Source organism: Zobellia sp. B3R18, from assembly GCF_018860715.1.
GTDB lineage: Bacteria > Bacteroidota > Bacteroidia > Flavobacteriales > Flavobacteriaceae > Zobellia > Zobellia russellii.
Genome location: NZ_JAHKQG010000013.1, coordinates 351755 through 374340 on the forward strand (window position 1 = coordinate 351755; position 22586 = coordinate 374340).

The 22586-nt window shown below is 37.9% G+C and carries 17 protein-coding genes; 11 read left to right on the plus strand and 6 right to left on the minus strand.

Annotated elements, in window-relative coordinates:
- Positions 1-21 precede the first annotated feature (21 nt).
- Both gap and KO513_RS16055 read left to right on the plus strand, forming a co-directional pair.
- Positions 22-1023 (plus strand): type I glyceraldehyde-3-phosphate dehydrogenase, encoded by a 1002-nt coding sequence (gap, locus tag KO513_RS16050; protein ID WP_215439938.1) that lies wholly within the window; start codon positions 22-24, stop codon positions 1021-1023.
- A gap of 82 nt (positions 1024-1105) precedes the next feature.
- A complete protein-coding gene (locus KO513_RS16055) occupies positions 1106-1957 on the plus strand; it encodes an N-acetylglucosamine kinase (RefSeq protein ID WP_215914266.1) in 852 nt (283 codons plus the stop codon).
- A 55-nt stretch (positions 1958-2012) separates the two neighbouring features.
- Here the strand turns inward: KO513_RS16055 and KO513_RS16060 are convergent, their stop codons facing one another.
- On the minus strand, positions 2013-2393 hold the full coding sequence (locus KO513_RS16060; protein ID WP_215914267.1) for a RidA family protein: 381 nt from the start codon (positions 2391-2393) through the stop codon (positions 2013-2015).
- 95 nt (positions 2394-2488) lie between these two features.
- Positions 2489-5239 (minus strand): putative LPS assembly protein LptD, encoded by a 2751-nt coding sequence (locus KO513_RS16065; RefSeq protein ID WP_215914268.1) that lies wholly within the window; start codon positions 5237-5239, stop codon positions 2489-2491.
- A 104-nt stretch (positions 5240-5343) separates the two neighbouring features.
- Here KO513_RS16065 and KO513_RS16070 point away from each other — a divergent pair, with 104 nt between their 5' ends.
- The 9 genes from KO513_RS16070 to KO513_RS16110 all read left to right on the plus strand — a co-directional run bounded on the left by KO513_RS16070 (position 5344) and on the right by KO513_RS16110 (position 16535).
- On the plus strand, positions 5344-6699 hold the full coding sequence (locus tag KO513_RS16070; protein WP_252735900.1) for an N-acetylmuramoyl-L-alanine amidase family protein: 1356 nt from the start codon (positions 5344-5346) through the stop codon (positions 6697-6699).
- Between the two features lie 100 nt (positions 6700-6799).
- A complete protein-coding gene (locus KO513_RS16075; RefSeq protein ID WP_215914269.1) occupies positions 6800-7771 on the plus strand; it encodes an MlaD family protein in 972 nt (323 codons plus the stop codon).
- Positions 7772-9100, plus strand: a complete 1329-nt coding sequence (locus KO513_RS16080; protein ID WP_215914270.1) for a (Fe-S)-binding protein — start codon at positions 7772-7774, stop codon at positions 9098-9100.
- A 52-nt stretch (positions 9101-9152) separates the two neighbouring features.
- Entirely contained in the window at positions 9153-9944 is a 792-nt protein-coding gene (locus KO513_RS16085; RefSeq protein ID WP_215914271.1) for a (Fe-S)-binding protein, read from the plus strand.
- 36 nt (positions 9945-9980) lie between these two features.
- Positions 9981-10463, plus strand: coding sequence for an ABC transporter ATPase (locus KO513_RS16090; RefSeq protein ID WP_215914272.1), 483 nt, complete (start codon positions 9981-9983; stop codon positions 10461-10463).
- Between the two features lie 103 nt (positions 10464-10566).
- Positions 10567-13479: a glycoside hydrolase family 3 N-terminal domain-containing protein gene (locus KO513_RS16095; RefSeq protein WP_215914273.1), complete on the plus strand. Its 2913-nt coding sequence runs from the start codon at positions 10567-10569 to the stop codon at positions 13477-13479.
- A gap of 143 nt (positions 13480-13622) precedes the next feature.
- Positions 13623-14768: an N-acetyl-alpha-D-glucosaminyl L-malate synthase BshA gene (gene bshA, locus KO513_RS16100; protein ID WP_215914274.1), complete on the plus strand. Its 1146-nt coding sequence runs from the start codon at positions 13623-13625 to the stop codon at positions 14766-14768.
- Positions 14769-14817: 49 nt separating this feature from the next.
- Positions 14818-15225 carry a hypothetical protein gene (locus KO513_RS16105; protein WP_215914275.1) on the plus strand — a complete coding sequence of 136 codons (408 nt, stop codon included), beginning with the start codon at positions 14818-14820 and terminating at the stop codon, positions 15223-15225.
- Between the two features lie 128 nt (positions 15226-15353).
- A complete protein-coding gene (locus tag KO513_RS16110) occupies positions 15354-16535 on the plus strand; it encodes an OmpA family protein (protein WP_215914276.1) in 1182 nt (393 codons plus the stop codon).
- A gap of 3 nt (positions 16536-16538) precedes the next feature.
- Here KO513_RS16110 and KO513_RS16115 read toward each other — a convergent pair whose 3' ends face one another.
- The 4 genes from KO513_RS16115 to KO513_RS16130 all read right to left on the minus strand — a co-directional run bounded on the left by KO513_RS16115 (position 16539) and on the right by KO513_RS16130 (position 22491).
- Positions 16539-18590 carry an HAD family hydrolase gene (locus KO513_RS16115; RefSeq protein ID WP_215914277.1) on the minus strand — a complete coding sequence of 684 codons (2052 nt, stop codon included), beginning with the start codon at positions 18588-18590 and terminating at the stop codon, positions 16539-16541.
- A gap of 310 nt (positions 18591-18900) precedes the next feature.
- Complete coding sequence (locus KO513_RS16120; RefSeq protein ID WP_215914278.1) at positions 18901-20082, minus strand: GNAT family N-acetyltransferase; 1182 nt, start codon at positions 20080-20082, stop codon at positions 18901-18903.
- Between the two features lie 19 nt (positions 20083-20101).
- Positions 20102-21094 carry a hypothetical protein gene (locus KO513_RS16125; protein ID WP_215914279.1) on the minus strand — a complete coding sequence of 331 codons (993 nt, stop codon included), beginning with the start codon at positions 21092-21094 and terminating at the stop codon, positions 20102-20104.
- A gap of 5 nt (positions 21095-21099) precedes the next feature.
- The gene (locus KO513_RS16130; RefSeq protein ID WP_371735861.1) at positions 21100-22491 is read right to left on the minus strand and encodes an MBOAT family O-acyltransferase; all 1392 of its coding nucleotides are present in this window, start codon (positions 22489-22491) and stop codon (positions 21100-21102) included.
- Positions 22492-22586: the final 95 nt, after the last annotated feature.

The following is a 22586-nucleotide window of genomic DNA, read 5'->3' on the forward strand; positions in this document are numbered from 1 at the left end:
TTAAATTCAAAACAATAGAACATGTCAGATTTAAAAATAGGAATTAACGGATTTGGCCGTATCGGAAGATTGGTCTTTAGAGAAACTGTAAGAAGAGAAGGTGTAGATGTGGTTGCCATCAATGATTTGTTGGATGTTGAGCACTTGGCCTACCTTTTAAAGTATGATTCCGTACACGGTAAGTTCGAAGGTACTGTTGATGTTCAAGATGGTAACTTGATCGTTAACGGTAAAACTGTAAGAATTACAGCAGAGCGTGATCCTAAAAGTATTAAGTGGGATGCAGTTGGTGCTGAAATAGTTGCTGAATGTACCGGTATTTTTACAACTTTGGAAACTGCACAATACCATATTGATGGTGGTGCTAAAAAAGTAGTTATCTCTGCTCCGTCTAAAGATGCGCCAATGTTCGTAATGGGTGTTAACCATAAAGAAGTGAAAGCTTCAAACACTATTGTGTCCAATGCATCTTGTACTACTAACTGTTTAGCTCCTATGGCCAAAGTATTGAACGATAACTTTGGTATTGAAGAGGCTTTGATGACTACAGTTCACGCTACTACTGCAACACAAATGACTGTTGATGGTCCTTCTAGAAAAGACTGGAGAGGTGGTAGAAGTGCTATGTTGAATATTATTCCTGCGTCTACTGGTGCTGCTAAAGCGGTAACTAAAGTTATTCCTGCATTAGAAGGTAAACTTACAGGTATGGCCTTTAGAGTTCCAACTGCTGATGTTTCTGTAGTAGATTTAACGGTTCGTCTTGAAAAGGAAACTTCTTACGAAGAAATCAAAAAAGCTTTTAAAGCAGCTTCTGAAGGTGAGTTGAAAGGTGTTCTAGGATATACTGAAGAGGCTCTTGTTTCTCAGGATTTCGTAAGTGATAAACGCACAAGTATTTTTGATGCCGGTGCCGGTATTGAATTAAACTCTAAGTTCTTCAAATTAATTTGCTGGTACGATAACGAAGCTGGTTTTTCTAACAAAATGGTAGATTTAGCTCAGCACGTTGCTAGTTTGTAATTTTTTTGAATATTACTAATGGTAATCCTGAGAGTGGGCAAAAATTTGCTTATTTTCAGGATTATTTTTTTAAAAGAACATTATGATTTTAATTGTAGATAGTGGGGCCACAAAATCGGACTGGATTGCCTTGGATGAAAAGGGAAATCAGCTGTTTTTGACCCAAACGTTAGGGTTAAGCCCAGAGGTATTAACAAGAGAAGTAATAGAAGATAGACTGGCCAATAATTTTGAACTTTCTAAAAACAGGGATAAGGTTTCTAGATTGCATTTCTATGGCGCAGGATGTGGAACGGAGCGTATGAAGAGTTTCCTTAGGGATATCTTTAAAGAGTTTTTTCCAAATGCAAAGGCCGATGTTAAAGAAGATACCTACGCAGCTATTTTCTCTACAACAAAAATTGGTCACCAAGGTATAGTCTGTATTCTGGGAACGGGTTCTAATTGCAGCTATTATGATGGGCATCAGTTGTTCCAGAAAGTAACTTCGTTAGGCTATATCCCTATGGATGATGGTAGTGGTAACTTTTTTGGAAGAAAGTTGATAAGAGATTACTATTTCCACAAAATGCCGCAGGATTTAGGAATCAGATTTGCTAAGGAATATGATTTGGATGCTGATGTAATAAAGGAAAACCTGTACAAGCAGCCTAACCCAAATACATATTTGGCCACGTTTGCCCGTTTTTTAGTTGAGAATAAAAATCATCCTTATTGCAAAGGTGTAATTGATAAAGGTTTTCAGCAGTTCGTAAACAACTATATCATGCAGTTTGAGTTGGCTACAAAGGTGCCAATTAACTTTGTGGGAAGTATTGCTCATTACCTAAGAGATGAGCTGGTAACTGTATTGGAACGTAATGATTTGATTGTTGGGGTTATCAGACAACGACCAATTGAAGGTCTTATGGAGTTCCATAAGGAAACCTTGTAACAATCTGTGAAAAGTAAACAAAACGGCCTTGGTTAACAACCAAGGCCGTTTTGTTTTATCGCACTGCTATCACAGAAATTTCAACATTTACGAATTTGGGCAAATTGGCTACTTCAACGGTTTCTCTGGCCGGAGCGGTTTCACTATCAAAATAGGAACCGTAAACTTCGTTTACTTCTGAAAATTGATTCATGTCCGCTAGGAAAATAGAGCTCTTTACCACATTTTCAAAAGTCATATCAGCTTCCGTAAGTATCGCTTTTAAGTTTTCCATAGATTGGCGCGCCTCTTTTTTAATATCTCCTTGAACAAGCTCTCCTGTGGCAGGGTCAATGGGTATTTGTCCGGAAACGTATAGGGTGTCTCCACTTAAAATTGCTTGATTGTACGGACCTATTGGGGCCGGGGCGTTAGTGGTGTTGATTATTTTTTTCATGATGATGTATTATTTTGGTTTAAAAGGAAAAAGGTTGGGCTTTAAGCCATCAACGGTAGCAAATATAAATAAGAAACGGTGAAGAATTTAGCTTCTTAACGCTGACTTCGGTTTTCCCATTTCAAATCGCTAAGAATAGAACTTTTTATACCGATAAAGAAATACCATCTGGAGTATTGGCCAAATGGAGTCCAGTTAAAGTTCATTCTAAAACTCTTAAGATCTCGTTCAAAACGCAATTGAGTCAAGGTGAAGCCTTTATTTTTGAAATCATAACCACTGGAGCCACCAACCTTCCAACGGGGCGAAAGTTCTATATCTCCTGAAAACATTAGAGAGTGGCTGCTAAACTCGTTCTGGCGGGCCGAATTAAAATAACTGGCCGAATAAGCTAACCTGAAATTCCAGGGTATTTTTGTCCCGTAGCGCGGGTTGTCAATATCTTCATCTTCGTCTCTGTCGTAATCGTCCCCACCACGGCGGTCATCAAAATTATCCGCCCTTCCAAAGAGGTCGTCATCCCTACCACCGCTTTGTGCTACATAATCGTACGCCCCAGCTTCATCTTCGTCCTCTTCTTCTTCATCCTCCTTTTTTCCAAAAAAGGTTTCACTGTCTATAGAGTACCCAATATTAAGATTGGCCTGGGTAAGTCTAAAAAGGCTTCCCCCATTATCAATATTAAACTTTTCTATTCTTCGGCCATTGTTGTCTATGGCGTAGGGGTCCAACCCAGCGGAAAAGTTAATGGACATTTTATTGTCCAAAATGTTTGTTCCACCGTTAATTCTAAGTGGGCTTAGTTTTAAGGAATCCGATTCAAAATTATATCCGGTAGAAATATTAAAATTACTAAGAATAGGAACTTTTTTAGGTTCGGTGGCTGTTGAATCCTTGTCCCTCACTTTAGCTTCCAAGGTGTTGGCCAAAGAAAAGCTAAGACTATTACTTTTGCCTAAGCTTGGGGCTCCGTTTAAGGTACCCTCAAAACGGCTGTACTGTACAACTTCGCCAGTATCATTATTGAGGTATTCGTCATAAAACTGGTCAAAGGAAGGGGAGTAGCCGTAACTTAACGAAGGTCTCATAACATGCCTAAGTGCTTGAATTTTTTTGTCTTCCCCAAAATTAAAAGTACCGTAAACCGTGGTTCCAACGCTGGCACTCATATTGTATTTGTTGTAGCGGTCAAATCCGGAAATCGTATCCCGTACTACGGAGCCAATTGCGCCGTCCTCACCAAGTTCGTACCGCTGGGTAAACGTTTCCAGGGTCCATACGTCTTCATAGCTACCACCCATAGTAACGCTAAAAAATTTGGCAACTTTAAAGTTGGTACTGATGGGGATTCTGTGTCTGGCACCCACTTTGGCATTATCGAACATGGCCGCTTTTAGAAAATCCTCATCATTGGTAGTAAGAGAGTTACGAGCGTTTACATCATATTGAAAATTAATATTCTGTATTACGCCTTTTTTTATACCGTCCTTTTTTGCAAATGGAAATATACGTTCCATACTGGCCTGAAAAGTAGGCAATGTCATTTGTATGTTGTCTTGATCAGGATTGGCCCGGGCCGTAGGACTCGTATTTTGCGAATGGCTGGCCGTAAGGCTCATGTTTACGGACGGATAGGCCGGAAATGTCTTTGAATATGAGATAGATGATGACAGGTTATTGTTCTGTGTCAAAGGCAAGTTAACCTGGTTTAAAGAGTTCTGGTAATAAGAACTACTTCCTAAGTTTACGGATGCCGAGAAACGTGAATTAGGACTGGCTTTGGTATCCTGGGAGTGGGATATTTGAATGTTCCAGACCTTGCTATTGCTGTAATCGTCAAACCCTTTTTGGCTGGTTACAAGATTTTCATACCTAAAGTTTACGTTACCACGATAGCGATAGCGTTTGGTATACACACTCTGTGTTCTAAAACCATAGCTTCCGTTAGTATAGAAATCTCCCGTAAGGGTAATATCCGCATAATCGGAGAAAGGAACATAATACCCTCCGTTCTGTAAAAAGTAACCTCTGTCCGGATCGTTACCGAATGTAGGCATCATTAAACCTGCAGACCGGCCAACTGTTAAGGGGAAATAGGCAAATGGCAATGCCACGGGCGTGGGAACATCTGCTATGTAAAGATTACTGAAACCGGCAATAACCTTCTTTTTAGGAACAAATTTTGCTTTTCTAATACGGATGTAATAATCTGGATTTACCGTATCGGTTGATGTCGTGAGTTTTCCTTCATGTAAAAAGTAAACTGAATCATTTTCTTTTTTTGTGATTTCGGCATATACCTTCATGGCATCACTTCCCAATTGTCCAAGACCTGCTTGTTGTTCGGTTCTGGAATTCCAGATAAGTGCTTTTTGAGTGTCAAAATTAAAGCGGATACTATCCGGTCTTACCTCATTGTCTCCTTGTTTAAAATAGGGGAGTTGGGTGTAATTACCCAGAGAATCCTTGATTCGGCCGGCATAGACCTCATTCTTTATATAGTCCATTATAATGATACCTGCCTTTAACTCGGTATCTTGATAATAGATTTCTGCTTCGTTGTAGAGGTATATCTTTTGGTCCTTTTGGCTAAGTTTAACGTAATCCTTGGCCTTGTATTTAATTTTATCGAGAAGAAGAGGATCATTTCCGTTTTTTCTTTTTAATGCGGTGGAGTCCCCTGAAATACTGTCCTTTTTAGCCGGGTCGGGAAAAAGTGGCGCAATAATTGTATCCTTTTCTGCCTTAATGGGTAATGGTATAATACCATCTTCTTGTGCAAGTGAGGAGAAAGTGCCAACAAATAGCAATGCCAGTAAAAGAAAAAGATGTTTGTTTGATTGCAAGGCTATATATCCTATTTTTGTAACCGTTTGGCTTTATTTTCGGAGTCCAAACTTACATATATTTTTCGTTCCCCATACAGGGTGTTACCATAAATTTAACCATAATGAAGGCTTATAAACATAGTGAGAACATGCGCGTACGACGGTTTCTTTTATTTCCTATAGTTTTTTTAACACTATTATTATCTTCTTTTTACAAAAATAATGCCCAAGATAATGATAATGATAAGTTTGTTGTGGTGCTGGATGCAGGTCATGGTGGCCATGATCCCGGCAACCTTGGAAACGGCTATTTAGAGAAGAAAATAGCACTGAATATTGTATTGAAAGCGGGTAAGGAATTGGAGAAGAATCCGGATATAAAGGTAATCTACACGAGGGATGACGATACATTTGTAGACCTTTATGAACGAGGGCAAATAGCCAACAAAGCCAATGCCGACCTTTTTGTTTCCGTACATTGTGATTCTCATACATCCAATGCACACGGTGCCGGCACCTTTGTTTTGGGGTTGCATGCCAATAAACAGAATTTTGAGATTGCAAAGAAAGAGAATTCCGTTATCTATCTAGAGGACAATTATAAAGCCAAGTATGCGGATTATGATATAAATTCTCCAGAATCGGTTATAGGTCTTACCATTATGCAGGAAGAGTTTTTGGATCAGAGCATTGCTTTGGCAAAAGCTATCCAAGATAATTTTTCCAATAAATTAAAACGTACCGATAGAAAGGTAAAACAAGCCGGGTTTATTGTTTTACACCAGACCGTAATGCCAAGTGTATTGGTAGAAACAGGTTTTTTGACCAATAAAGAAGAAGGTGCGTACCTCAATTCCAGTAGAGGTCAGAATGAAATGGCCACTTCAATTGCAGACGCTATTCTTACCTACAAAAAGAATGCGATGGCCAATATGGCGGATTTCACACCCAATACCATTCCAGATGTGCCAGAACCGGAAGCTGTTAAGGCACCAGCAAAAGAAGAGAAAGCTAAAAAGGAAAGTCCGGTTAAGAAAAAAGTGGCAACAAAGAAAATAGAAGATAAGCCGTCTGTGGCCAAGACTACCGAGGTTGCAGTAGAAGAAAAAACAAAGAATGCGGTTCAGATTATAGATGAGGCCAAAGAAAGTGGTGAAAAAGCTGTTTCGGTTAAAGAGGAGCCTAAAGAACAGAAGGCACCGGATACACCATCCAAAACTAAATCTAATGTTATTTATAAGATTCAAATTATGGCTAGCGCCAAAAATATTCCGTTACGACCCTCCTCTTTTAATGGGTTGAACCGGGTTGAAAAGGAGCCTTATAAAAACCTGTTTAGGTATGTTTATGGAAAAACAAGTTCGCTAGAGGAAGCAAAAATGTTGAAGTCCAATGCCGATTTAAAAGGGTATAAAACATCATATATTGTGGCCTATAGAGATGGTAAGCGTATACCTTTTAAAGATAGCCTCAAGTAGGTTTCACAGCAATAAATAAGTACCTTCCATATTTTATTTCTAATTTTGTTAGAGACCTTCAGCTTTATGAAAGTCTCTTATTAACCCAAAATCGATCCTTTTGAAACTATCCAGGGAAATCAAAACAGGAATTATCGTTATAGGCGGTATACTGTTGTTCATCTTAGGTTTTAGCTACTTAAAATCGTCGCCATTGTTTGAAGATGGTAAAACTTTAAATGCTGTTTATAAGGAAGTTGGAGGCCTGCAGGTAGGGACTCCGGTAACCATAAATGGTTTTGTGGTGGGGAACGTTACCGGTGTGAAATTTAAAGATGAAAGCGGAGATTTATCGGTGGAACTTTTTATTAAGAGCGATTTCGATTTTTCTAAAAATAGTACCGCAGAACTCTATGACACAGGTATTATAGGAGGTAAGGGTATTCAGATAAAACCTGTTTTTGATGGTGCTCCCATGGCAAAAACGGGAGATACTTTACCAAGTAGAATTCAATTGGGGCTTACACAATTGGTCCAAAAACAACTTACTCCTCTGCAACAAAAAGTAGAAGGCGCGGTTACGAATGCAGATAGTTTGCTTATGAACGTAAACGAAGTTCTGGATGATAAGGCCAAAAGAGATTTAAGGGAAACTTTAAGCGGATTGAACAGTACCGTAGCTAGTTTTCAAAAAAGTGCCGAAGTGCTTAATAGAATTTTGAGCAGTAATGAGAGTAGATTGAATGAGTCTTTGGATAATTTTGAAACATTGACATCCAATTTTGCTAAACTGTCCGATTCATTGAATAACGCAGGCTTAGGACGTACATTGGCAAATCTTGAGTCTACTATGGGCAATTTAAATAAACTGATGGCCAATATAGAAAAGGGAGACGGTACATTAGGTAAGCTCATGAAGGACGAAGAATTGTACAATAATTTAAACAATGCATCTAGAGAATTAGATTTGTTGTTACAGGATTTTCGTTTAAACCCGAAACGATATGTAAATGTTTCTGTTTTTGGTAAAAAGCAAAAGGAATATGAACTTCCTGAAGAAGACCCGGCCAACCCTCAACAAACTGAACAATAAATGGAATACTTACCCAATATTTTATTTTTAATCGTACTCGTAGCCGGTATTGGCTTCTTTGCTAGGAATGTAAAACGTTTGTCCAGAAATATTAAGCTGGGTAAAGATGTTGATGTGTCCGATAATACAGGGCAGAGATGGAAAAATATGGCCAAGATAGCCTTAGGGCAGACCAAGATGGTCGTTCGTCCTATTGCGGGTTTCCTTCATATTATCGTCTATGTGGGGTTCATTATCATAAATATTGAAGTTGTAGAAATTATTTTGGACGGTCTTTTAGGAACACATCGTCTTTTTGCCCCACTCGGTACAGTTTACGATATTTTAATAGGTTCTTTTGAAATATTGGCTTTTTTGGTTATTGTAGCTGTAACCGTTTTCTGGATTCGTAGAAATATTGTCCGGATTAAAAGATTCTTAAAACCGGAAATGACCGGTTGGCCTAAAAAAGATGGTAACCTTATTCTTTATATAGAATTAGTGCTAATGGTGCTTTTTTTGACCATGAACGGTGCTGATTACCAGTTGCAACAGATGGGTGCTGCACACTATACGGAAGCCGGCATGTTTCCAGTAAGTCAGTTTATAGCACCACTTTTTGACGGAATGTCCGTGAGTTCATTAATTCTTGTTGAACGCACGGCATGGTGGTTACACATTATAGGTATACTTTGTTTTTTGAACTATCTGTACTATTCAAAACACTTGCACATACTTTTAGCTTTTCCTAATACATACTACGGAAAATCAGAGCCTAAAGGACAGTTTAAGAATTTAGATGCGGTAACCGCAGAAGTCAAATTAATGATGGACCCGTCTGCCGATCCTTTTGCTGCTCCGGCAGAAGAAGAGTCTGCCGAACCGGCTAAATTTGGGGCTTCAGATGTTATGGATTTGAGTTGGGTACAACTGTTAAACTCTTACACGTGTACCGAGTGTGGCCGTTGTACGGATGAATGTCCTGCCAACCAGACCGGAAAAAAGCTGTCTCCTAGAAAGATAATGATGGACACCAGGGACAGGTTGGAAGAGGTAGGCAAAAATATAGATGCCAATAAAGGCCAATTTGTTGATGACGGAAAGCAACTTTTGGATGGTTATATTACCCGAGAAGAACTTTGGGCGTGTACTACTTGTAATGCATGTGTACAAGCTTGCCCGGTAAGCATTGATCCGCTTTCTATAATTATGGATATGCGTCAATACTTGGTAATGGAGGAATCTGCCGCTCCTACGGACCTCAATAATATGATGGGTAACGTAGAGAATAATGGCGCTCCTTGGCCTTTTAACCAAATGGACCGATTAAATTGGGCTAAAGAAGAATAGGTATAGTCTTTTAAGGACACTAGAATAATTTATAGAACTTGAATTTTATAGAATGGCGAACGAATTAAAAGTTCCAACAATGGCAGAGCTTTTTGCTGCAGGTCAAAAACCCGAAGTTTTGTTTTGGGTTGGCTGCGCAGGTAGTTTTGATGATAGGGCAAAAAAGATAACCAAAGCATTTGTTCAATTGTTGAATAAGGCAAATGTTTCTTTTGCCGTTTTGGGAACCGAAGAAAGCTGTACCGGAGACCCGGCAAAAAGAGCGGGAAACGAATTTTTGTTCCAAATGCAGGCAGTCACCAATATAGAGGTGATGAATGCCTATGGGATTAACAAAATAGTTACGGCCTGTCCGCATTGTTTTAACACCATTAAAAATGAATACCCCGGTTTGGGCGGTCATTACGAGGTAGTTCATCATACGCAATTCTTGAAAAAGCTTTTTGAAGATGGAAGAATTACTTTGGAAGGTGGAAAATTTAAAGGTAAGCGTATAACCTATCATGATCCGTGCTATTTAGGTAGGGCCAACAATGTTTATGAAGCTCCCCGGGATTTGATCCGTAAATTGGATGCAGAGCTTATAGAAATGAAAAGCTGTAAGGAAAAAGGGCTATGTTGTGGTGCCGGTGGTGCCCAAATGTTCAAGGAGCCGGAAAAAGGCAATAAGGACGTTAATATAGAGCGAACTGAACAGGCATTGGAAACTCAGCCGGAAATTATTGCCGCCGGGTGCCCGTTTTGCAATACTATGATGACGGATGGTGTAAAGAATAAAGAGAAAGAAGGAGCCATTGCAGTAATGGATATAGCAGAGCTTATAGCTTCTGCCAAAGACTTATAAATGCCCCAATAAGAACCCCAAATTTAGAACACTAAAATGCTAGTAGAATTTAATACATTACCCAGTGCTTCACGCATTTGGATTTATCAAGGTAGCCGCAGCTTTACCGAAACAGAACTAGAAGAAATTCAGAAAGAGTTGGATGCGTTCATTACCGAGTGGACGGCTCACGGTAGTCAATTAAAGGCCGGATACGAAATTAAATATAGGAGATTTATAGTATTGGCTTTAGATCAGAGTGCTACAGCGGCATCAGGTTGTTCTATTGATGCATCTGTACATTTTATTCAACATTTAGAAAAAAAATACAATGTTGAGCTGTTGGATAAGATGAATGTCTCCTATAAGCAAGGAGAGCATATAGCCTACAAGCCTCTTGTGGATTTTAAAAAGATGGCAAAGCAAAAAGCGGTCTCAAAAAACACCATTGTTTTCAATAATCTGGTTACCAACAAAGAGGAATATCAGGAACATTGGGAGGTGCCGGCATCGGAAAGTTGGCATTCCCGTTTTATGTAGTAATACTATTTTTTATTTTCTGAGGTATTGATTTCATTATATATATCGGATGAAATGCAATATTCCTTTTAGTTTTTAGTTATTGCCATAGATTTATTTTATAATGCGGTTTTTCCTTGTTTTTTCCTTTCTTTTTTTCGTATTTCTGAGTGTCAGTGCCCAGCAACATCCTTTGGTAACCAAAGATAGTTTGGCGCAGAGCAATTGGGTAGATGCGCGCTACAATGAAATGACCTTGGATCAAAAGCTGGGGCAACTTTTTATGGTTATGGTAGCTTCGGACCAGGCAAAATCCAGTACGGACAAGCTAAAAAGCCTCATTAAGGAACAGCAGATAGGAGGGGTTATATTTTCCACCGGAGGTCCAATTAGACAGGCAAAACTTACCAATGAATTTCAATCTGTAGCAAAGGTACCCCTTATGGTTGGTATGGATGCGGAATGGGGTTTGGCCATGCGGTTGGATTCTACCTACGCTTTTCCTTGGAACATGACCTTAGGGGCTATTACGGATAACACCATTGTTTATAAGGTAGGTGAGCGAATAGGGCAACATGCCAAGCGCTTAGGTGTCCATATTAATTTTGCTCCTGATGTAGATATCAACACAAACCCACAAAACCCAATAATAGGTAACCGTTCTTTTGGTGAAGATCGAGAAAATGTAGCCGAAAAAGGTATTGCCTTTATGAAAGGTATGGAAAGTGCAGGAGTACTTTCTAGTGGAAAGCACTTTCCGGGGCACGGAGATACAGCTACGGATTCACATAAAGCTCTTCCTATCATCAATTTTACAAGAGAACGTTTGGATAGTGTAGAATTATATCCGTTTAGAAGGTTGATAGATGAGGGCCTAAGTAGTGTAATGGTAGCACATTTAGAAGTTCCGGCCTTGGAATTGAAAAAAGAGCTTCCTTCTTCACTGTCGGAACAAATTATTTCTGGTTTGCTCAAAGAAGAAATGTGCTTTGAAGGTCTGGTTTTTACCGATGCCCTTAACATGAAAGGCGTAACCAACCACGGTAAGGACGGTGATGCTGAAGTAGCTGCGTTCATGGCCGGGAATGACATTCTATTAATGCCTACAGAGGTGGTAAAAGCCAAAGAAAAACTAACAAAAGCATATAATAAAGGGAAAATTTCCGAAGAAAGATTGGCTAGTTCGGTAAAGAAAATTCTAATGGCCAAATACAAAGTGGGACTCAACAACTATAAACCCATTCAATTAGAGAATTTATATGAGGATTTAAATTCTAGAACGGATGATTTGGTCTATGAAGAGGCTATTGAAAAGGCACTTACTGTTGTAAAGAACAACTTTTACCTAATGGGCATTAAGCAATTGGAGAATAAAAAGATTGCTTATGTAAAGTTTGGCGATGCGGATAGCGATTCATTTGTTGAAGAACTGAACAAGTATGCTAAGGTTACTCAGGTAAATGCGAGCGATATTGGAACGCTAAAGAACAAACTTAAAGATTACAACTTGGTGATTATTGGTCATCATAAGAGCAATGAAAGTCCGTGGAAAGCCTATAAATTTTCAAAAAAAGAACTGCAATGGTTGAAGGAGATAGCCGAAGAAAGGACTTCCAACCTCATTTTATCTGTATTTGCTAAGCCCTATGCGCTCTTAGATGTCCCTTCTTTTAAAAGTATAGACGCGGTGTTGGTAGCCTATCAAAATAGTGAATTGGCGCAGCGTAAGGCCGCTCAAGCGATTTTTGGTGCTATTCCTACGGATGGAAAGCTTCCTGTTACAGCAAACCAAGATTTTCCTGTTAATACTCAGGTGAAGTTAAAGTCTCTGTTACGGTTAGGATACAGTTACCCGGAAAGAGTAGGTTTTGATGCCGCTAAACTGGCCCAAGTAGATACTTTGGTAGGGCATGGAATTGATTCGTTAATGTTTCCCGGGGCTCAGGTCTTGATTGCCCGCAAAGGGAAGGTTGTTTACAATAAAGGTTTTGGAAAGCCAACCTATGATTCCAAGGATAGTATTACCACTCAGAGTATTTATGACTTGGCATCCATCACTAAAATTTTAGGAACACTTCCTATGATTATGAAAATGGAAGAAGAGGGAGATATTAAACTTAATAGTACATTTCAAGATTTAATACCGGAGTACGCAGATACGGAATTAAAAAATGTTACCGTATTAAAAGCTTTGTCCCATTACGGGCGCCTTCCGGCATGGATTGCCTTCTATGTAGATACGCTTGATAAAAACCGAAAGCCCTCAGAGGAGTTCTATAGAACGGAACCAACTGATGGTTTTTCGTATAAGGTAACGGACAAGTTGTATTTGACCGATGCTTATAACGATTCAATTTATAATAGGATCGGGCGTCAAGATTTAAAATCCAACCGGTACCGATATAGTGATGTAGGGTATTACGTCATGAAAAAATATGCGGAAAAAGTAGGAGGGAAACGGTTAGATGAGCAAGTAGATAAGTTTCTGTATCAACCGATAGGTGCAACCAGTACGGCGTATAATCCGCTTGAGAAATTTCCAAAAAATAGGATTGTGCCATCTGAAGAAGATAAATATTACCGCTATGAAACCGTTCAGGGCTATGTTCATGATATGGGCGCTGCCATGCAAGGTGGTGTAGGAGGCCATGCAGGCCTTTTTAGCAATGCGGAAGATGTGGCTAAGATTATGCAAATGTACTTGCAGAACGGTATGTATGGGGGAACTAGGTTCTTGGATGCCCGTACCGTGAAAAAATTCAATACCTGTTATTTCTGTGATGAAAATGTGAGACGTGGTGTAGGTTTTGATAAACCCCAACTAAAAGATAGCGGACCTACTTGTGGATGCGTTTCAAGGAAAAGCTTTGGACATAGCGGTTTTACGGGTACGTATACTTGGGCTGATCCTGAGGAAGAGATTGTTTATGTGTTCTTATCCAATAGAACATACCCTTCTTCATCCAATACACTTTTGATAAAGTCAGGGTTAAGAACCCGGATTCAGCAGGTTATCTATGATGCTATTTTAAATTAAATCAATCTTTTTTCATGTAGTACTTCATTGTTAATCAATTTCTCAATTGATAAATAGCGCGTTTCGTGTGCAATCTAGAGGCAGGTTTGAAATTTAGAACAACTTATACCGACATACTTTACAGATTTAGCTAAATTTGACTAATGAAAATAGCAATAGTTTGTTACCCTACTTTTGGGGGCAGCGGTGTAGTAGCCACAGAACTGGGTATAGCTTTGGCCAATAGAGGTCATGAAGTTCATTTTGTAACCTATAAGCAACCGGTTCGTTTGGGGCTTTTGGGCAACAAGATTTATTTTCATGAGGTTCATGTGCCAGAATATCCTCTATTTAAATATCAGCCTTATGAACTGGCCTTATCAAGTAAATTGGTAGATACTATAAAGCTTCATAAGATAGACCTTCTTCATGTGCACTATGCAATACCACATGCGTATGCGGGTTACATGGCAAAAAAGATGTTGGAGGAAGAAGGCATATACGTACCTATGATTACAACACTGCATGGTACGGATATTACTTTGGTTGGTAAGCATCCGTTCTATAAACCTGCGGTTACCTTTAGCATCAATCAATCGGATGTGGTTACTTCGGTTTCAGAAAACCTGAAACAAAACACCATGGAAATTTTTGATATAAAAAAGGAAATAGAGGTTGTACCCAACTTTATTGATAAATCAAATTACAGCACATCTTTTACGGACTGTCAGCGTTCTTTGATGGCAGAGGATGATGAACGGATTATCACCCACATCAGTAACTTTAGAAAGGTAAAACGTATTCCTGATGTAATTGAGATTTTTGACCGGGTACAGAAAGAAATTCCGGCCAAATTGGTAATGGTAGGAGAAGGTCCTGAAAAAGCAAATGCCGAAAGGTTATGTGAAGAAAAAGGGATTTCGGATAGGGTGATATTTTTAGGAAATAGTAATGAGATAGACCGGATACTGTGTTTTTCCGATTTATTTTTATTGCCATCCGAGTCGGAGAGTTTTGGATTGGCCGCTCTGGAAGCCATGATAAATAAAGTACCTGTTATTTCCAGTAATGCTGGAGGTATACCAGAGGTTAATGAACATGGAATTACCGGTTTCTTAAGTGATGTTGGCGATGTTGTGGATATGGCCAAAAATGCCGTAAGTATTTTAGAGGACGATGCAACTTTGGAAACGTTCAAGAAAAATGCCGTTATTTCTGCTGAGCGTTTTGATATAATGAAGGTTTTACCTTTGTACGAAGCCCTTTATGAAAAAGCATATAAGGCAAGATTTGATAAATCGTATAGTTAGTATGAAATCCGTTCTCTTAATTTTTTTAGTCTTGTTTTCAACCTGTAAAGTGCAGGAGAAGAGGGCAGAGAATGAAGGAGAATTACAAACCTTAACCCAAGCCCGATTGCAACTTATAGAAAGTGATAATTATAGCGGTTCGGACCAAGAAGAATTCTTGGTGGTTACGGATATGAAAACTTTGCAGAAGTTTTATTCAACGGTTAACAGAACAAGGAAACCAGGGTTACCGGTCCCTCAAGTAGATTTTTCAAAGGAGGTTTTGGTTATTTATTGTGCCGGAAAGAGCAAAAACTCCTTTCAACCTAGGTTGTTCATTGAAAATGAGACCGAAGACCAGCTTGTTTTAAAAGTTGAAAATATTACCGGTAACGATAAAACATCAACTTCTATAATCACACCGTTCTCCGTTTACAAATTACCACTTGCACAGAAAAATATCCTCTTACAACAGTAGCGTTAAAGGCTGTTAAGAATATTATAATTCCAGCAGACCATCGAATTTTGTTACCGTTCAAAGTGTATTGTAGTCTTATTGGTTTGATAGTCATTACTTTGTAGTTAGAACACCCAAATCTAATTGCTATGAAAACCTATACGTATTATATAGTGGCTATGCTATGCGCTTCGGTCAATTTGCTACAGGCACAAGAAGAACTTCAACTCACCAAAAAAGATAGTATTGTAAAAAGCTCATGGATGTTTGGCATTGGCTACAACATTGTGGATGATTCTGGAGATGTTTTTGACGAGCTCTTTTCATTTGGCGAGCAGTGGAACGTACTTTCTTATCCATCTAGGGTAAGCATAGGCAGATATTTTAAAAGTGGAATAGGAGTAGAGGCTATTGGTAGCTATAATAAATATAAGATAGGTAAGTTTATTGATGGAGAAACAAACCTTGAAGAATCTCACTACTATGGGCTGGATGCAAGATTAACTTATGATCTTAATAAAATTATAGGACAAACGGGCTGGTTTGACCCCTACTTGGGTGTTGGTGCTGGCTATACAGATGCGAACAATCAGCCAAGGGGAACTTATAATGCGGTTGTAGGCTTTAGAACTTGGTTTTCCGATAGAATTGGACTTGATTTTAGTTCATCAGGAAAGTGGTCGGCCAATAATGATCAGGCCACTAATCATTTGCAACATGCCGCGGGAGTAGTGTATCAATTTGGTATAGAAAAGGGATTATCCAAAAAAGGAGAAGAGAAGTTGGCCCTAATGGAAGAATTGGCCCAAAAGCTCCAAAAAGAAAAAGATTCTCTTGCTGCCGTTGAGCAACGGGAAAGAGAACAGGCTGCTATAGCCGCTCGCTTGGCGAAAGAAAAAGAAGAGGCACGTTTAGCTGCTGCAGAAAAGGTCAAATTAGAGGCAGAGAACCAACGTAAAGCAAAAATAAGAGCAGAAATTGATGATTTAGGTTTTGCTTACTTTGACCTGAATTCATCCTACTTAAATGCAAAATCGAAAAAAGTATTGGATGGGTTAGCGGCTATTCTGGAAAAACATCCGGAATTGGAATTGAAAATTACTTCCCATACGGATTCTAGAGGTGCATCAAAATATAATGATTGGTTATCCCAAAGAAGGGTAGATAGAACCAAAGCCTACCTTTTGAAGAAGGGCGTTGAAGCTAGTAGACTTTCTGCCGAAGCTTATGGTGAAAGCAATTTGTTGAACGAATGTGATGATACTACGTACTGTAGTGAAGAAAAGCACCAAATAAACAGACGTTCAGAATTTATAATTTCTAAATTTTAATTACTAAGAGATTAAGCCTTTCTTAAGCCATTTTCTCTTGGCCCAAAAGTTGAACTTAATATAGTAGTAGGATAAATTTACCGGCCAAGAAAGCCAATAGAAGCCTTTGTAGTACAAGAAGGGTTTTATCTTTACCAAGTATCTAAAAACCTTTTCAGGTGATTTTATAAAGGTTTTGATAAGACCTATTTTGGAAATAGTTATTTGGTTGGGGTCGTATTCTAGACCAACTTTATTTTCTCCTACGTTTTGGTAGAACCCCTTAGTAATTTGTTTTATGAAATTAAGCTTCTTTCTGTTGGTGAATATACCAGTTCGTAAAGCCATATCCGTTATATACTCCTGGGTTACTTGCTCTGAGTAATCTATAGGACGAAGTTCTGTAAACAGATTTTTAAATTCTCTGTACATGTAATCTTGAATAGGAGAAATAAATTTATCGAAAACCATTTTCTCATTGGGTTCATGGTATTCAACGGTTGGGGACTCTCCTTCTTCTGCAAACTTATAGGCTAATGTACTGCCATGTGGTGCAGCTAACAATTGTTCGTAAAGTTGTCCGTTTGCCATTAGGATATCATCATAGAAATCTTGGCTAGGATATATGGAGAAATTCAAACCAAATCTTTTGGTGTCCTTTTCTATATTATATATTTCTTTTAAACCTAAGTAGTACCCGGTTACCGGTGTTTTCTTATTTAGGAACTTGTAAATACTCTCTTGCATGGTTCCTCCCCAACCAACATCAACTAGGGCAAGGCCATCTTTTTCATAATTGGCTCCAAAAGATTTTAGATACATTAAAAATGCAGTTTTCTGTAAATTTCTATTTTTCTCGTAGGCAATTTGAAAAGCTTCGTTTTCTCTAAGAAGTGCCATAGTGGGCGATTTAAAGAAGTCCGTTATGGTCTCGTCCTTAGAGGCGGGTATGTCTTTGGTAATGTTGTTCTTGGTAGTGTCCGAAAAAGGAAACCAATCAAGAAAATGCTGTAAGGACATATCTCCAAACTTCCTTAATAGCTCTTCAAAATCTTCGTTTTCCAAAGGTCGCAAGGCCAGTTGGGTGGCAGATTGTCTTGAAGCCTTTAGATAATGTGTGTTTATCTTTTCTTCACATTTAAACAAGTTCATTTCTTGATAACAATCAAACAATTGTTTTAGAAAATGACCTTCTCTGGCGAGGAAAAACAGGTCTTTTGTCCCATTTCTTCTGGCATTAATATAGAGTCTTTCCGTAAAGAAATAGAAATGAATTATATATTCACTAAACTTATGTTCACTATTTAAACATCTTGATTTAATAAGGTTACAGGCCTTTCTAAAATCATTTTTATCAGATCCTAAAAGATTACGCTTATTCCTGAATTTATGCGAAAAATGTTTTAAATGTAAGGAGTCAATAGCGTACTTGGATGCGTTTATATCGTCACTTTTTTTATTGTCTCCAATCATCAATACAGATTTAGCTTCTGTATTGGTCTTGTCAAGTACATATGGGTATAGTCCACCTTTTTCTTTACTAAGTCCTACGGTACTTGAAATAAATACAGCATCAAAGAGGTCTGCAATTTTATGATGCTCTAGTATTCTTAAAATTACCCTTTTGGAAAGGTAAAAGTCTGATAGTAAATATATTTTATATCCTTTCTGTTTATAATGCGAAAGAATTTCAATAAGCTCGTCATTTTTAAACTGAACGGATATTTCCGCAATATAATCTGCGTTTTCAAATAGGTTTTTGAATCTAGCGAATGGAACATCATGTAGATTCTCTGAATTAACAAGTCTTTTGTAGACCTCTTCAATAACCTCTTTGTATTTTATCTCTAGTGTAGACCGGTGTTGCTTTTTTCCGAGGTACAATAATGATTCGTTACGTATTGTAAAGAGTTTTTCGGAAGAAAGTTTCATACCAAGCTCCCGGACCATAAACTTGCCCCATAGGCGTATAGCGTAGTTGGGGTGTACAGTACGATGAACTAGTGTATCAAAGAAGTCTGTGAAAAGAACTTCCCGATTTGGAAACCGCGAAATTCTATGCTTCAGGTCTATCAAGGGGGATCAGTTAAAATAATTTCAATTAACTTCTAATTGACAGATCTAACGGATAAATAGAAGAAAAATTATTGGGGATCTATGATAAATAGAAAGAATAATATCTTCTTTCAATTCTGCGAACCAAACTTTTAGGGTCGACTTTTGGGAACTTTTATTTAATTCAGCCACGATGTTCTCGTTTACGGGGTTTAACTGCGAATATATACGACGAAGTGTAGTGTCTGGACGTTTTTTAAGAAAATATTAAGAAAATATTCGATGAACGGCAGAACCGGTTTTAAAAAGCCGGTTTTTTCTCTAATTTGTTTTAAAAAGATGATGAAAATGCAGTATTGGAGAGCACCGTTTTGCTGTTTTTTCCTATAACCAAGTAAGAATCAGATTGGTCTAAAATTGAGTAAACGTTAATTTCCGACTCTTTTTCGTCACTCTCATAAAGAAAATCGTAAATATCTCTTCTTAAAAAATCGAATTCGCTACTCTTAAAATTTATGGATTCAATATTCTTGATTTCCGTATGAAAAGGTATATTGGTGTGTTTAATTTTGGGCAACTCGCTATTTAATTCCTGAGAGTTTTTCCTTTTGGATTGGTAATCGTGGTATTTTTCAATCAATCCTTTTTCGCGTACATATTGCTTCAGGGCTTTCAATAAATAGTATGATGAAGCTTTTAATCTTCCTATCAATGAATTTTTTAAAAAGAAGATTTCATAGTGGTAATCGTAAACAGTATTGCACCAACGTCTTTTCCAATAAAAATCGCCTTTGGAAAAAGTTATAAGTTTTATTTTGTTAGAGATACACCATTCTATTTGTTTCATTAAGTCCGTATACCCTGTATTGAATTTTGAATAATCAATGTCATAGGTTCTTATATATTGAAAGATTACGTCTTTCATGTGAAAGTTAAGACAAATATCAATTGGCATTTTACCGTTATAGATAACATAGAACGAAGCCTTTTTGTCTAAAATCATTTGGTAAACATGTGCTCTATAAAAATCTTGTGTAGCTAGGTTAATATTGTCTTTGATTCCTTTTTCTAATGAGCGTAGCACCAATAGGCGGTAAAACTCGTCCATTAAAAAATCGTATTCCGGTTTTTCAATAGCACCAAAATACATTTGATACCTAATGTCAAAACACTGTTCCAGTTTCTTTTGTTCCCGACGTAGTTTATAACGACTGGTTTTTCCGAACCTCTCATTAAGGTAGTCCGGGAGCGATTTTACGTTTTCAAAATTGATAAGAAAACCGGGATACTGCTTTATACTTAAACACCCTATTTCTTTAGGAAGTACATCTTTTTTTACCGTAAAATAACCAGGAATATCCTCCACAACAAAAGATGAGGCTGGTAGTTGAAATTTTTCTTCTTTAGAATTGGTAAAGACTAGTTCTTGTGTATAGCAGTTCAGTAAGCTTTTGTAATAAGAGGGCAAGGACTCTTTTGTGTATGCGCTAAAGAAAAAGTTTAATGAATTCATGTGTATGATTAGCAGGTGCTTACTCAGCTGTATTTGGTAAAGGCTTGGATGATTTAGCTTTCTTTAGATAGTTAGCTAACTCATTTGCAATTAAGGCTCTCCCATGTGAGTTCCAGTGATGGTCATAGATAAGAGTAGTGGGTTTCTTTGAGCTTTCAAAACTAATAGAGAAATCAATATAACGTATGTCATTATCACGACAAAAAGCTAGAAAACGCTCGCTGGTTTTTCTGCTGTCCAAAAGTAAGCTGGTTTTACTTTTGTCAAAACCATATAGTTTTATAAGATTTTTGAAATTGGCAATCCGTTCTTGATCTTGTTTTAATTTTGCTTCTTCACTGTCTTTTAGCTCGTTGGTTTGATACCCTTTATCGGTTTCATTAAAAGCTACACCGCGTTGTGCTAGTTTTTTTAGCGGTTCTACAATCCCAATTTTGCTTCCATAGGCCAGTAGCTTAATGTTGTCCCTTATTTTAAATAATGTAGAGGACAACATTTTTATTCGGTCTTTGTTTGGCTCATATTCTGCGCGGCCCAAATCGTTATCGTAATTCAAGTATAGAACAATTTGATCTATAAGTTTAAAATCATCTTGATAGGCATACACAAGATGCATTTGATTGGCAAAATCATAACCCGCATATCCATACTCATAAACTTGTACGCCATTAGTCTGGTTTTCTATTTGTTTACCTATAGAGTTGGTGAAATCTTGATGAAAACCCTCAATAAAAGAGTCTCCAATTAGTGCCATTTCATATGTATCCGTAGATGGGGTAAATTCCCTAAAGGAATTAAAACCAGCTTTATTAATATGGAATTTCGAGAAATTTTGATTCCTATTTCCAGTAACAGCATACCCGTCATGGTCAGGTACTCGCTTTTCAACGCCGTATTCATCTATAAAACGCGGTGGGTCTTCAGTATATAAATGGAATACCCTAACAATTACTTCCAATACAAGAAGAATCAATAGAATATATACTATAGTTTTTAGAACAAATTTTTTCATCCCAACTAAAATTGAAAGTAGATAAACGAACGGTTTACACCATCATCATAGAATAATAATATACTCAAAACTACCAGGGTATACAATAAAAACCGGACAACTGGCGAGCTGAATTTAAATGGAGACCTCTCATCCTTTCTTATCAGGTACTCATAAATAGTGAAAAGGGCAATCAATACATAAAAGTCCAGCATTCTATAGCCCATAGGGTGCATATAGGGTTCGTAGCGAAAGTTACTGCTTATCTGCTTTATGAAATCAAAAGAGGAGGATAGGGAAGGGGACCTGAAAAATATTCTGGAAAAAGTAACCAGAAAGAAAGTTAGAAGTACTTGGCCTATTTCCGTAATACTAGGTAACCAGGTACGTTCTGCAATAACATTATCTGCGTACACCCTATTTCTTCCCATTAAAAATACGGGAATGTAGAGTAGCGCATGAATACCGCCCCAAAAAACAAATGTCCAGTTTGCACCATGCCAAAGGCCACTTACCAAGAAAATAACCGCAATGTTCCGTAACGATTTTAGTTTGCTTACTCGTGAACCTCCCATGGGAATGTACAGGTAATGCCTGAACCATGTGCTTAATGAAATGTGCCATCTTTGCCAGTATTCCGCAATGTTCCTGGAGAAGTTTGGAAATTTGAAGTTAGACATTAGTTCTACACCAAAAAGTTTTGCGGTGCCAATTGCAATATCCGTATAACCGCTAAAATCACCATATACCTGAAAACTAAAAAGCGAGACCCCAAGGATAAGGGTAGAGGCCGGGTAATCTGGGTAATTGGTGAAAATATCGTCTACTATGGGAGCTAGAGAATCAGCTATTACTAGCTTTTTAAAGAATCCCCATAGAATTAATTTAAGACCACTAGTAGCTTGTTCGTAGTTAAAGACCCGGCGGGTATTAATTTGGTTCAATAAATTTGACGCCCTTTCAATTGGTCCTGCCACAAGTTGAGGAAAGAAAGCTACAAAGGCGGCAAAAGAAACGAAATTAGTAGTAGGCTTCAGTTTTTTATAGTAAATATCAAACGAGTAGGACATGGTCTGGAAAGTGTAAAAAGATATCCCTACAGGTAGAATAATACGGAGTGTCCAAACACTTTTAATACTATAACCTAGTGCATTTACAGACTCTATAAAGGAGTCAACAAAGAAGTTGAAATACTTAAAAAAGCCTAATAGTCCTAGGTTAAAAGCTACACTTACCCATAACCAATATTTGGCTTTTTGCTTGTTGTCCTGATATTTGAAAATTTGTTGACCAACGAAAAAATCTAGAACGGTGCTAAAAAATATTAAAATGAGAAAGCGCCAATCCCACCAGCCATAAAAGACATAACTGGCTACAATTACCAATAAATTTTGAATTTTCAGGCTCTTTTTGAACACAAACCAGTACAGTATAAAGACCACTGGAAGAAAAATCAAAAAATCAAGCGAATTAAACAGCACTGTTATTAAATGTTTATTGAGTTAATATCAAT

Coding starts and splice junctions, on each gene's coding strand:
- gap (WP_215439938.1), top strand. CDS start 22: ATGTCAGATTTAAAAATAGGAATTAACGGATTTGGCCGTATCGGAAGA.
- KO513_RS16055 (WP_215914266.1), top strand. CDS start 1,106: ATGATTTTAATTGTAGATAGTGGGGCCACAAAATCGGACTGGATTGCC.
- KO513_RS16060 (WP_215914267.1), bottom strand. CDS start 2,393: ATGAAAAAAATAATCAACACCACTAACGCCCCGGCCCCAATAGGTCCG.
- KO513_RS16070 (WP_252735900.1), top strand. CDS start 5,344: ATGAAGGCTTATAAACATAGTGAGAACATGCGCGTACGACGGTTTCTT.
- KO513_RS16080 (WP_215914270.1), top strand. CDS start 7,772: ATGGAATACTTACCCAATATTTTATTTTTAATCGTACTCGTAGCCGGT.
- KO513_RS16085 (WP_215914271.1), top strand. CDS start 9,153: ATGGCGAACGAATTAAAAGTTCCAACAATGGCAGAGCTTTTTGCTGCA.
- KO513_RS16090 (WP_215914272.1), top strand. CDS start 9,981: ATGCTAGTAGAATTTAATACATTACCCAGTGCTTCACGCATTTGGATT.
- KO513_RS16095 (WP_215914273.1), top strand. CDS start 10,567: ATGCGGTTTTTCCTTGTTTTTTCCTTTCTTTTTTTCGTATTTCTGAGT.
- bshA (WP_215914274.1), top strand. CDS start 13,623: ATGAAAATAGCAATAGTTTGTTACCCTACTTTTGGGGGCAGCGGTGTA.
- KO513_RS16110 (WP_215914276.1), top strand. CDS start 15,354: ATGAAAACCTATACGTATTATATAGTGGCTATGCTATGCGCTTCGGTC.
- KO513_RS16120 (WP_215914278.1), bottom strand. CDS start 20,082: ATGAATTCATTAAACTTTTTCTTTAGCGCATACACAAAAGAGTCCTTG.
- KO513_RS16125 (WP_215914279.1), bottom strand. CDS start 21,094: ATGAAAAAATTTGTTCTAAAAACTATAGTATATATTCTATTGATTCTT.